Source organism: Bacillus sp. FSL R12-0074, from assembly GCF_038005725.1.
Taxonomy (GTDB): Bacteria; Bacillota; Bacilli; order Bacillales; family Bacillaceae_G; genus Bacillus_A; species Bacillus_A mycoides.
This window is the reverse complement of the sequence record NZ_JBBOTR010000002.1, coordinates 1-12,096: the sequence shown is the minus strand read 5'-3', so window position 1 is coordinate 12,096 and position 12,096 is coordinate 1. Positions and strand designations below refer to the sequence as shown.

Below are 12,096 nucleotides of genomic sequence, written 5' to 3'. Positions count from 1 at the left end.
CATGGAAATAAAAACCAGTCTATGACCCATTTTTACACGTATCTCGGCTGAACCCCATAATGCTGCAAATACACAGGCTAAACCGGATAAAATAAACGACAAAACAAGTGCTGGTCCTGCGTGTCCTGCTGCGGCAACACCGGTAAGAACGAAAATTCCAGTTCCGATAATAGCGCCGATCCCGAGCATAGTAAGATCAAAAGCACCGAGTTCTTTTTTTAAAGATGCCTCTTTTTGTTCTGACTGTGCTAATAATGCTGAAATAGATTTTTTTCGAAATAGATTCATATAGTTACCTCATCTCATGGTTGTTTTAATATTCCGAAAAATTACATCGTTTTTTCGTATAATGTGGAATCCTTGTAGTTCACATTTTTATTCAAATAAATATTTTAAGTATCACTTTATTTCTTTTCGCTCAATCCATTTGTTCCAAATATATGCCTTTAAGGGAAATACTTATATCCCTATGAAATCAAGGTTTGTTGCGGTTATAAATTCCTTAGCGTACCATTTTCTCAAAATTATATGGTGACCCCAAATCGTCTTTGATAATCTATTGTGTATATCTGTATGCATCCTCTATATAAATCATAGAGATTGTTTGCATGTTGACTTTGGTTTTATGTACAATATAGGTAAAGATATAGTCTGAAACAGGAAGAGGAAAACCATGTCCAATTCATTAGTAAATTTACGTATCGATTTTGCATTTAAGCAGTTATTTGGCACAAATGGGAATGAAGATATTTTAGTTGCTTTTTTAAATGCCATTTTAAAAGATTCTTTAGAATCACCTATTGTTTCCCTACAATTAGAAGATCCACATTTACATCGAGAATATGAAGAAGATAAATTATCAATTTTAGATATTTCGGCTACATTAAATACAGGAACAAAGGTAAATGTAGAAATACAGTTGAATAACAATCACGATATGATTAAACGAAGCTTGTATTATTGGGGAAGGTTATACACCTCTCAATTGCAAAAAGGAATGCCTTATAGCTCACTTCATAAAACGATTACCATTAACTTGTTAAACTTTGTGATGTTTCCAGAATATGAAGCGTTTCATACAACAGGAATCCTTTGGAATCAGCAACAACAAAAGTTATTAAGTGACGATATAGAAGTTCATATTGTAGAGATTCCAAAGTTACTACAGCAATGGCGCGAAGAGAAAGTTAATCCGTGGGAAGATTCGTTTGTTCGTTGGTTATTATTATTACCAGCGAATGAAGATGAGTATCTCACACAAACATTGGAGGACATTGCCATGAACCAAGATCCGATTTTACAAAAAGCAATGAATAAGTGGGAACGTATGAGTCAAGATTCATCTTTCCGTCAAGCATATGAAGCAAGAGAAAAGGCTTTAATGGATGAGGCTGCAAAGTTTGCTCATGCTCGTAATGAGGGGAAAAAGGAAGGAATTCAAGAAGGGGTTCAGCAAGGGGTTCAGCAAGGAAAAATACAGATGATTAAAGGTATGCATGAACTTGGTGTACCACTTGAAACGATTGCTAAAGCCAGTAAATTAGGCATAGATGAGATTGAACGTATTTTAGAACAAAAATAATCAGCAACAAAAAAAGAACCTATTAATTGGGTTCTTTTTTTGAGCTATTTGTCAACTCGGGGTACGGAAATGATTCCGGGTATGAGGGGCTAAGATGGAAAAATATTCAATACTAATGTACCTTTGAAATAAAGTCGTACTGTTTATAAAAAAGATGTACCGTTTTAAAGAAAGTTATACCGTTTATAAAAAAGTTGCACCGCTTTATCCCTTTGTATAAAGGGATATTTTTTGTGCGTATTATTAATGGTTCTGGTGCAAACACTCCAAAACGCTTGTAAGTAACCTCCTAAACTTGGACATACTGATACTAGTACTCTGAAAAAGGATGTGATTGGTATGGAAAAGCAAAATCTATTCAAGTGGAAACATTATCAACCTGATATTATTTTATTAACCGTGAGATGGTACCTACGGTACAACCTCAGTTTTCGTAATTTAGTCGAAATGATGGAAGAACGTGGGTTATCCCTTGCTCATACAACTATCATGCGATGGGTTCATCAATATGGTCCTGAATTAGATAAGCGAGTACGACGTCATCTTAAATCAACCAATGATTCTTGGCGAGTCGATGAGACGTATGTGAAAGTCAAAGGTCAATGGATGTACCTATATCGTGCTGTTGATTCAAAAGGAAATACAATTGATTTTTATTTAAGAAAAACAAGAGATCATAGGGATGCAAAGCGTTTTTTCAAGAAAGCTTTGCAGTCTTTTCATGTTTCAAAGCCCCGTGTGATAACAGTAGACAAAAACCCGGCCTATCCTATAGCGATTGGAGAGTTGAAGAAAGAGAAAAAATGCCTGTAGACATCCAAATAAGGCAGGTAAAATACCTTAATAACATTGTAGAGCAAGATCATCGCTTTATTAAAAAGAGAGTTCGTTCAATGTTAGGATTGAAGTCTTTTCGTACAGCTACATCCATTCTTTCAGGAATAGAAGCTATGCATATGGTAAAAAAAGGGCAGCTTATTTTACTGGACAAGTCTGTCCAAAAACAAGTGAAGTTCATCCATCAACTATTTGGAATTGTTGCTTAAGACTAGATTCCACTAGGAAACTTTTCGCCTCTTTATATCTTTCCTAAGTATTTGCACCAGAACCATTAACTCCAGTAGGACTTTTTAATTCCTTCTGGGAAAGTGTTTTTAATTATTTCAGCAACATTATGGTTTTTCGGTTTGCCATCCTTATATAATTTGATAGTCTTGAATCCATATGGATCACCATTTCGCACTTTTATTTTCCCTTTTAGAAATTTTCCGGTTTGCCCGATTCTGTCTAAACTTCTAAATCTCCCAACATTTGAAACTTGATATATGCCTTCATATCCTTTAATATCAAACCATGTTTCTTCCATTAACATATCCCCCGTTAAGAAAAATTAAGCCGTTTTTTATTTGTAAATTAGTTGTGTGACGCTTGATAATCATTAATCTTTTCGCGAATAGCGGATGCAATAAATTCTTCAATAGAACTGTTCGTTTCATTTACAATTTTTGTGATTGCATGATATTCATTGCTTGTTATAGTTACTGCCTTAGTGACACTACTGCTATCTAAATACACGCTATTATTAACACGTCTTGTTAATTTTCCTTCTATTATATATGGGGTTAAACAATCAATCCATTCTATCTGCATTTGCATTGGTAATTGAATAATCGATTGACGAACATCAAAGTACCAAAAACCATCTTCCTCAGAAACCTTAATATTTCTTGGTGATACATACTGTAGTACTAAGTCAATTAAGTGAAAAATGTTACTTCGCAATTGATTTGATTTAGGAAAACGGAATTTTACAAACTTTTGGTGATGACTTCTTGGTTTATCGGATAGAAGATATGCAGGCTTATACCCCACTTTAATTGCATCTTCCAGTGTCATATTGTTTCCAAACTCATCAATAAGTACAATATCCCCGCGCTTCGGAATAGATATAATGCGTGCTAATTTATTACCTTCCATAAATTTTTGGAACAATACTACATTATACTTTTGTGAGAATGTATATAGAGTATTGGTCTGATCCAATTGCTGTACCAATCCATTTATTTCTTCCTCATGTACAAATTTAGTCTCACGATTACGATGTTTCTGTATAGTACAAGTCAAATCCCCTTGTTCTATCCACTTTTCAAGTTGATACATGCTCACATTATAATCTTTGGCTGCCTGATATAAGGTAATCCCTTCTGTCTCACGATCTTCTTTCAACTTTTCTATGTCTTCTCGCTTAAATAAAAAGCTACCATCTAAACGCCAGGTCTCTCGATTAATTGGATTTAATTGTCCTTGTTTCATAAGAGTAGTAAAAATGAAGCTACTAATTCCTAAATAAGCTTTTACTTCATTCGTATTCATATTCATTTCTTGTCTTTCAAACATATCTTTTCCTCCTATGTGTAAACTTCTGTTATCTGAAATCAATAATTTTATTATGTAAAGTTAAATTTCTAAAATATATAGTGCAAATTAATTATAACACAATCAATACTTAATTTATTTCTAAATATATATGAAATGAAAATTCAATTTCTAATTAAATTATCTTTTATACAATTGTAAATTATATAAAAGATAATTTTAAAAAATAAATAGATAATAACCATAGAAAATGGGAGATTTTCTATGGTTATATAACACTTTCATTTTTATAAAATTTAATTTTGATATGTAAATAATTTTGAATGTAATTCAGTTATAATAATAGATACAAAAGAAATTAATAAGGAGTTGAATGACAATGAAATTTGAATTGATTACAATTCATAGTGAAACTTCTTTAGAAAATATTGAGAAACAAAAACAAAATTTCGCAAACATAATTGCATTATGGAATCGTGATTATATAAATGAAGCTGAATTTAAAAAGGAAAATAACGAAAGAGAAGATTCATATACATATGAGGGATTTTCAGATGAAGAAATATTGTACTACTACTTAAATCGGCAAACACATTTTGACCAAGAAAAACGTATAAAGGATGCATCCAGGACTCTATATGCACGTGATCTAAGCCAGTTCTATTTTTTCATCAAACAAAGCACAGAGTTTCTGCAGCAAGATGTTAAAGATTATGTAATTGGCCAAGTTTGGAGGAACTTAAGAAAACGACATATCCGAAACTACCAAAAGTGGTTATCCCAGGAGGCAATCTCCTATCAATCAAAAGAAAAGTACAAAGCATCTACGATTAGTAGAAAACTTGGTGTAATCCGCTCTTACTTGAAATGGTTGTATGAAATTCAATATATCCAGGAACCTCTTCATGTAGAGATTCTAAGTACGACCGTTAATAAACAACATAAACCAAAACGCGAGTTATCATATGAGGAAGTGAAGCATCTGCTTCATTACTATAAGGACAATGAAATCAATTACGCTTTATTATCGGTCCTGGCTACTACGGGATTACGTGTTGCAGAAGTCGCTCATGCCAAATGGGAAGATCTTGAGTATGACGCTATACGTGGACGTTACTATTTAACAGTTGATACAAAGGGAGATAATGAACGGATTGTTTCTATTAATAAGGACATTTTTAATCGTATTGTTGCATTTCGAATCCGGAGAAGGTTACCTGTAAACATTGGGACTAAAAATGGTGGGACTATATTTCAAACAAAGAACCATACTGCTTATAGAGAGAATTACTTGTCACAATATATTTCTAAAATTATTAAGGATACCAAGTTACTTTTTACAGAGAATATACGAATTACCCCTCACTTCTTTAGACATTTTTATGTACAGTACTTATATGATTATAAGGGGCTAGCACCTCATGTCATAGCAGCTGCAGTTGGCCATAAAAATGATAGAACTACAAAAGAAAATTACTTGAAGCAAAGACTTACAAAGGATAATGATGTAGGAAATTTAATTGGTGATGATGAATTTTAATATGTAATTAACATATAATAAATTCGAAATAGGACAAGGTTAAACAAATATCCCGTTTCACCTTGTCCGTTTGAATTGTTATAAATATTTATACTGCATAGACTTCAATTTTTGTAGGATTAGAAAAGCGGCGTTCTAATTCTTTTTTGATTTTTTCAATCGCAAAGAAAGCTGAAGATGCATATACAGTAATCACTTTTTTTATAAAAACATTACCTGTTATTAAAATGTATCTTACTGAATATGATGAAATCATACTCTCACCCTTTCATATATCTATTGTGTTTAAGATATATGCCGATAGGTGTGGATATATTCTCAAAAAATGTAAAGTGATATTGTGAGCAGAATGAAAAATATCAAAAAGTTGATTTAGAAAAAGTACTGCCAAAGTCTTCAGCAATGCCTTTCGATTAGACGTACTAGGATAATGAGCGTCTACTTTCTTCTATACGTTTGCTCATGAATAGAATACAAGTTTGTATTTAACATAGGTTTTGTATGTTCTTTTTTAGCATAATATCGATATAATTCTATCTCTCTATTAAATTTAAAGTTTCACTTCGAAGTGTACTATTATCTTTAAATATTCCTTTATATGACGAAGTTATAGTCATTGAACCAGGTTTTTTCACACCTCTCATTGTCATACACATATGCTCAGCTTCAATTACTACAATTACTCCTTTTGGCTCTAAAGTTTCAAAAATTACATTTGCTAATTCATTGGTTATTCTTTCCTGCAACTGTGGCCTTTTGCATATGGTTTCTAAAGCTCTAGCTAATTTGCTTAACCCAGTTACTTTTCCATTATTAGGAATATAACCTATGTGGGCTCTTCCAAAAAAAGGTACCAAATGATGTTCACACATAGAATAGAACGGAATTTCTTTAACTAATACCAATTCTTCATGATTTTCATTAAATATTTTTAACAAATGTTCAGAAGGGTTTTGACCTAAACCTTGAAAAACTTCCTTATACATTTTTGCTACTCGCTTTGGGGTTTCCAAAATACCTTCCCTATTAATATCTTCTCCAATTGCTTCAAGAATCATTTTTACTGCTACTTCAATTTTGTCAGTATCTATTTCTACACTTTGGATTGTTTTTAAGCTCATATATTATTTCCACCTTATCAATTTATTCATAAAATGCTCTTATTTATACGCCTCGTTTATTTCCCCATACTAAAGCATGAAGTTGAGGTAATACTTTTGCATCATTCATTTCTTTACACTGTACAGCTTTTTCAATCAACCGTTCATATTTCTGTAATAAGTTTTTAATAAGCACTGCATCATCCACCGTTTTCGTATCATCGTTCCCAACTTGTAAGAAAAATGGTACTTGCGGATATCGCTTGTGCACCTTTACTGCATATTCAAAATCGTAATCTTCAAATACAACTACTTTTAAACTAAAATCTTTTCTTTGTAATTTATGAATAACAGAATCTAGCATCGTAAAATCTGTTTTCATCTTCGAACTTGGTGGTTTAGGCGAAATTGTCACTTCTTCAATTTGAAGTAACCATTCTTGCCACTTACTCCCTTGCGTCTCAATCGCTGTACGAATTCCATTCTCTTTTAATACAGTAAGAAGAAACTGAATATTTTTCAGCAAAACGGGATTCCCACCTGAAATTGTAACGTGAGAAAAATTTTCTCCACCAATTTCAACAAGTTCATTCCAAATTTCTTCTGGCGCCATTTGTCTAACTTGTTCTTTTGCTGAGCCATCCCATGTAAAGGCTGAATCGCACCAAGAGCAGCTATAGTCACAACCTGCTGTGCGAATGAACATCGTTTTTTGTCCGATAACCATTCCTTCTCCTTGAATGGTTGGGCCAAATATCTCCAACACAGGAATCTTACTCATCGAGTATCCACTCCCGTCTTACTTCTGCATAACTCGTTGGTGTTTCAAAGAGACGTACGAATTCGACACGAGCTCCTTTATATTCTTCTGCTCGATTCCCTTTTGTTAATGCTTCCGCCATCTTTTCATAAATCCAAACAACCATATTTTCCGCAGTCGTATTCATCACTGGTAATGTCTCATTTAAATAGCGATGATCCAAATAAATCTCTATTTCGTTTTTCCAAATTTCTTTTATATCTCCAAAGTCAATTGCAAGTCCAATGTCATTTACATATCCACTAATACCAAATACAACTTTGTATGTATGACCATGTAAATTTTTGCATTTCCCTTCATAACAGTGCAAATGGTGTGCTGCATCAAATGTAAATTCCTTGCTGACCATTACTCTTTTATTATGGTATTTTAATTGCTCACGCTGAATATCCTTGTCCATTTTTTGCAAATTTTCTACAATGCGAAATCCGAAAAAGTTTTCCATTATTCATTCCCTCCTTCGCGTTCTTGTAGGTACGTATCTAATCCTGTTTTACGAAGTTGACATGCTGGACATTCATCGCAACCATCACCAATGATTCCGTTATAACAAGTTAATGTTTTTTCTCTAACAAACTCGAATGCTCCAAGTTCATCAGATAATTTCCACGTCTCTGCTTTATCAATCCACATAAGTGGTGTATGAATGACAAACGGATAATCCATTGATAAATTTAATGTAACGTTTAACGATTTCACAAACACATCACGGCAATCTGGATAACCACTAAAATCAGTTTCACATACACCCGTTACAATATGACGTGCTCCAACTTGTTTTGCTAATACAGCAGCAAATGATAAGAATAGTAAATTCCGCCCATCTACAAATGTCGATGGTAATTCACCTTCTTCGTGTGTAATCTCCATATCTATTCTTGTTAACGCATTTGGAGCTAGCTGATTTAGTAGGCTCATATCTATGACTGTATGTTTAATGCCAAGCTCGCTCGCAATTTCCGCTGCACAATCAATTTCTAACTTATGACGTTGATTGTAGTTAAATGTTACAGCTTCCACCTCCGCAAACTGTTGCATTGCCCAAAATAAACATGTTGTGCTATCTTGTCCACCACTAAAAACAACTATTGCTTTATCATTAGAGTACATTTTATTCTCCCCTTAACTACTTGCACTGTTATAATATCTTAAGGCAAACTTCCAAAAATAAATTGAAATAATAAAAAATCCAATAGAATAACCCATTAACGCGAATACATCGTTTAGTTCTAATCGACCAATTAAAGCATAAGTTGGAATATTACTAACAATAACAATAGGAAAAACAAATAAAAAAACAAATCGACTTATACCTTTATATAAGGAAGATGGGTATCTAAGTAATGTCATAGTACCAAGAAATAACTCATGCATACCTTCAACTTTGGTTAACCATATAGATAAAGTCATTAAAATAAACCACAGAGAATACGAGAGTATAATCCCTAAAAACAATAGACCCAAGAAAGAAAATCCATTTACAATACTAACACTCTCTCCCTTTTGTAATAATGCATAACTAATTAACAGCACGGCTGGTAAACAGTTCCCTAAATTCCCTAAATCAAGCTTTCTTAATGAAACTAGAAACTGACTATTAATAGGTTTAAACAATATCTGATCTAAACTTCCTTGGTTAACTAAACTCGGTATATACGGTAGATTATTAATAAAAAGAGTAAACATCAAAGATTTTATCAACTCACTTGTTCCAATTAACAAATAAATATCATTTGTATTCCAACCATTAATATTACCAAAACTATCAAATATACTATTAAAAAATACTAATGTAACAATGAACCAAACAACGCTATCTAATATATTTAAAAAAAAGTTAACTCTATACATCATAATATTACTTAAATTAATTTTAAGAATTGCTTTTAACATTTTTAAATATCTAATCATATTTATGCACCAACAGATTCATATTTATTTAACCCCTTCTTCCAAAGTACTCTAATAAGGACATAGAAAACTAAAGACCATATCACTTGTGAAATTAATCCATTTACAATTTCAGTGCCACTTAAATTTCCTAAATATACATTTACCGGAAAGTGAATTAAGTATGAAAAAGGTAAAAACTGAGTTATTGTATTTAACGGAGCTGGTAAAAATTCAAGCGGAATAAGCGATCCAGATAATAATTCTAATACTATATCTACAGTAAAGAAAAAGGATGATATCTCTACAAAGTAAAATGAGAAGAGTGATATCAAATAATAAATCATATAATATAGTATTAATGCTCCTACTATTGAAAGAATGAAAAGGAAAGTATATTTTAAAGTAGGCAAAAGAAAATAATCCCTGTTCAGGAATATTATCGGTATTATCGGTATCACTGACATCAGTAAATGAATAATTTTGTTACCTAAATTATGACTAAACCAATATCCAAAATATGAAAATGGTTTTATAAGATATTTTGATAATTCACCGGATTGTATTTCCTCATTTATCGACCAGTGCATTTCAGGAATTAGTAAAAGTTCAATTAACTTAGCAATTATTACATAAGTAATCATCATTTCAAGAGTATAACCTTGAATATTGCTTTGTGTTTCAAAGAGAGAATGCCACAATAGTATTAAAGCCACAAGCGGTATTAAACCAAAAATCATATATAATACAACATTCATACGATACTGAAAAACCGCTTGAAATGAAAGCATCATTGGTTTTAAATACTTCTTCATACTGTTATTTTCACTCCAGTCGATTCCATTGAATAAATATCTTCAATGAGGTCTTGTGATGACATTTCAGTCAAATTGTAGTCAATAACATTGAATTCTTTTAATATGCTAGATATGGTCTCGTTCACTAACTTATCTTGAACTTTTATTGTTACACTAAATTTATCCGATTCTTTAACTTCTCCATATTTCTTAAGATTTTGAGAATTTATTTCATTTTCAAAGCTAAGATATATATATTTATAACTCTTAATTTCTTCTTTTATTTTTTTGAAATTGTTATTAAAAACAACTTCTCCATTCTTCAATATTATTAATTCTTCACATAACTCATATATATCCGGGAAATAATGGCTAGTTATTACAACTGTTGTATTTCTTTCTTTGCAATAATTCTTGAGAAAATTTCTAATATTCTTTTGAGCAAGAAAATCCAATCCAATAGTCGGTTCATCTAAAAATAATATCTTAGGTGAGTGTAAGATTGAAGCAATTAACTCACATTTCATTCTCTCTCCTAACGATAGATTCCTTACTGGCGATTTAAGAATTTCTGATACCCCAAGATTTTTAGCTAATTCATCTACATTCTTTCTAAACTCTGTATCAGACAGTTCATATATTTCTTTATGTAATAAAAATGTTTCGTAAGGGGAAAGATCCCACCATAGCTGATTTTTTTGTCCTAAAACAACGCCAATTGACTTTAAAAAATCTTTCTTCTTATCATGGGGGTTAAATCCATTTACCAAAATTCTCCCGGAAGTTGGTTTAATTAACCCAACCATTGCTTTCATTAAGGTAGACTTACCAGCACCATTCGCGCCAATAAGCCCTATTATTTTACCTTCTTTTATTTTGAATGACACATCACTTAAAGCAGTAACCTTGACCTTTTCTCTTTTAAATAAACTCTTGAAAGAGTTTATTAATCCTTCTTCAATTTTTACTCTTTCAAAAGTTTTTGATACATTTTCAATTTCAATGATATCCATCTTCTCTCTCCTTTTTACTACTTACTTACCACTCTAAAAACTTCTGCAAATTGCACTCCTGCCTGCATACCCCTATAAGAATTTAGCCCCAAAACTCCATCAACCAAATTTAATGTTTTAAGTTGGGATTCATATTTTTTAATTGATGCTTTTTTCAGTTCAATAAACCTGGTAATATCTTTTACAACCTGATAGTTTTTCATGGGAGTCCATACTTCATACTGTAAACACATCGGAGCACAATTCTCTTTTAAGAACCCTGATTGACACAGGAATATTGCTTCTGATACAACTTCATTTACTATTCGATGATCCCTATCACTTTCCATATCATGGGGGAAATAAATAAAATTAGGCTTATATATAGAGATTTCGTGAATAATTTCTTCCACAAAATCTAAAGAATACACAAGTGATCTGTCTGGTTTCTTTAAAAATTTAACATTTCCTTTTTCTATCCCTAATGTATTACAAGCATTTATACACTCGTTCTCTCTATTTGAAATAATTTCATTTAAATCCCCTACACCTCCAGATAAATCTCCTTTTGTAATTATTATTACTTTTATATGTTCACCCTTACTAATAGCTTGAGCAATTGTTCCACCACAGCCAATGACTTCATCGTCATGGTGTGGCGCTATAACTAAATGTTTTTTTACTATATCCTTCATTCAGCATCACCTTTATTGAACAGGTAAATCATTTACCTATTATTTTAATTAAAAATTATTTACTCTGGAGTATACTAACTGGATACATTTTATTTCCACTAGAAAAATATACTTTTTTAACGAATTTACCGAAAGAATTCTCCTTCCTCAAGCGTGTGAAGGGCGATAGCCCAACTGTAGGTGGGAGATGAATTTTGGTTTGGCATAGCCAAAAACTTTTGATAAACTAGCTATATGAAGTTCTTTGATAACTTGATATAGGAGGTTGCAGGAAGAAAATAGAGTGTGAAAACCAAGCCATTCA

Annotated in this window: 13 protein-coding genes and 2 pseudogenes; 3 read left to right on the top strand and 12 right to left on the bottom strand. The window is 32.1% G+C overall.

Annotated elements, in window-relative coordinates; translation table 11 throughout:
- Positions 1–57: 57 nt before the first annotated feature.
- A pseudogene (locus NSS97_RS27895) lies at positions 58–288 on the bottom strand (amino acid permease); the annotation flags it as partial.
- Between the two features lie 385 nt (positions 289–673).
- Between NSS97_RS27895 and NSS97_RS27890 the strand changes: the two are divergent.
- Together NSS97_RS27890 and NSS97_RS27885 are read left to right on the top strand one after the other, a co-directional pair.
- Positions 674–1,582, top strand: a complete 909-nt coding sequence (locus NSS97_RS27890) for an Rpn family recombination-promoting nuclease/putative transposase (protein WP_002192079.1) — start codon at positions 674–676, stop codon at positions 1,580–1,582.
- Positions 1,583–1,921: 339 nt separating this feature from the next.
- Positions 1,922–2,628: pseudogene (locus NSS97_RS27885) on the top strand (IS6 family transposase).
- 65 nt (positions 2,629–2,693) lie between these two features.
- On the opposite strand, the gene NSS97_RS27880 reads toward NSS97_RS27885, so the two are convergent.
- Both NSS97_RS27880 and NSS97_RS27875 read right to left on the bottom strand, forming a co-directional pair.
- Complete coding sequence (locus tag NSS97_RS27880) at positions 2,694–2,948, bottom strand: NUMOD4 domain-containing protein (protein ID WP_087963197.1); 255 nt, start codon at positions 2,946–2,948, stop codon at positions 2,694–2,696.
- A gap of 47 nt (positions 2,949–2,995) precedes the next feature.
- Complete coding sequence (locus NSS97_RS27875; protein ID WP_016127985.1) at positions 2,996–3,979, bottom strand: hypothetical protein; 984 nt, start codon at positions 3,977–3,979, stop codon at positions 2,996–2,998.
- Positions 3,980–4,337: 358 nt separating this feature from the next.
- Between NSS97_RS27875 and NSS97_RS27870 the strand changes: the two genes are divergently transcribed.
- Entirely contained in the window at positions 4,338–5,498 is a 1,161-nt protein-coding gene (locus NSS97_RS27870) for a tyrosine-type recombinase/integrase (protein WP_048517102.1), read from the top strand.
- Positions 5,499–5,586: 88 nt separating this feature from the next.
- Here the strand turns inward: NSS97_RS27870 and NSS97_RS27865 are convergent, their stop codons facing one another.
- The 9 genes from NSS97_RS27865 to NSS97_RS27825 form a co-directional block, all read right to left on the bottom strand.
- Entirely contained in the window at positions 5,587–5,754 is a 168-nt protein-coding gene (locus tag NSS97_RS27865; RefSeq protein WP_341114782.1) for a hypothetical protein, read from the bottom strand.
- A gap of 277 nt (positions 5,755–6,031) precedes the next feature.
- Complete coding sequence (gene folE / locus NSS97_RS27860) at positions 6,032–6,619, bottom strand: GTP cyclohydrolase I FolE (protein WP_000054143.1); 588 nt, start codon at positions 6,617–6,619, stop codon at positions 6,032–6,034.
- A 43-nt stretch (positions 6,620–6,662) separates the two neighbouring features.
- Positions 6,663–7,379: a 7-carboxy-7-deazaguanine synthase QueE gene (gene queE / locus NSS97_RS27855; RefSeq protein WP_341114780.1), complete on the bottom strand. Its 717-nt coding sequence runs from the start codon at positions 7,377–7,379 to the stop codon at positions 6,663–6,665.
- Entirely contained in the window at positions 7,372–7,863 is a 492-nt protein-coding gene (gene queD, locus NSS97_RS27850; protein WP_000426941.1) for a 6-carboxytetrahydropterin synthase QueD, read from the bottom strand. Before queD ends, queE begins: the two co-directional genes overlap by 8 nt.
- Positions 7,863–8,528 (bottom strand): 7-cyano-7-deazaguanine synthase QueC, encoded by a 666-nt coding sequence (gene queC, locus NSS97_RS27845; RefSeq protein WP_070146082.1) that lies wholly within the window; start codon positions 8,526–8,528, stop codon positions 7,863–7,865. Before queC ends, queD begins: the two co-directional genes overlap by 1 nt.
- 12 nt (positions 8,529–8,540) lie before the next feature.
- Positions 8,541–9,329 (bottom strand): ABC transporter permease, encoded by a 789-nt coding sequence (locus NSS97_RS27840; RefSeq protein WP_002191888.1) that lies wholly within the window; start codon positions 9,327–9,329, stop codon positions 8,541–8,543.
- 2 nt (positions 9,330–9,331) lie between these two features.
- The gene (locus NSS97_RS27835) at positions 9,332–10,123 is read right to left on the bottom strand and encodes an ABC transporter permease (RefSeq protein WP_000760370.1); all 792 of its coding nucleotides are present in this window, start codon (positions 10,121–10,123) and stop codon (positions 9,332–9,334) included.
- Positions 10,120–11,118, bottom strand: a complete 999-nt coding sequence (locus tag NSS97_RS27830; RefSeq protein WP_340827160.1) for an ABC transporter ATP-binding protein — start codon at positions 11,116–11,118, stop codon at positions 10,120–10,122. The genes NSS97_RS27835 and NSS97_RS27830 overlap by 4 nt, the downstream gene beginning before the upstream one ends.
- Before the next feature lie 17 nt (positions 11,119–11,135).
- Positions 11,136–11,792 carry a PIG-L deacetylase family protein gene (locus NSS97_RS27825; protein WP_002205031.1) on the bottom strand — a complete coding sequence of 219 codons (657 nt, stop codon included), beginning with the start codon at positions 11,790–11,792 and terminating at the stop codon, positions 11,136–11,138.
- Between the last annotated feature and the right edge of the window lie 304 nt (positions 11,793–12,096).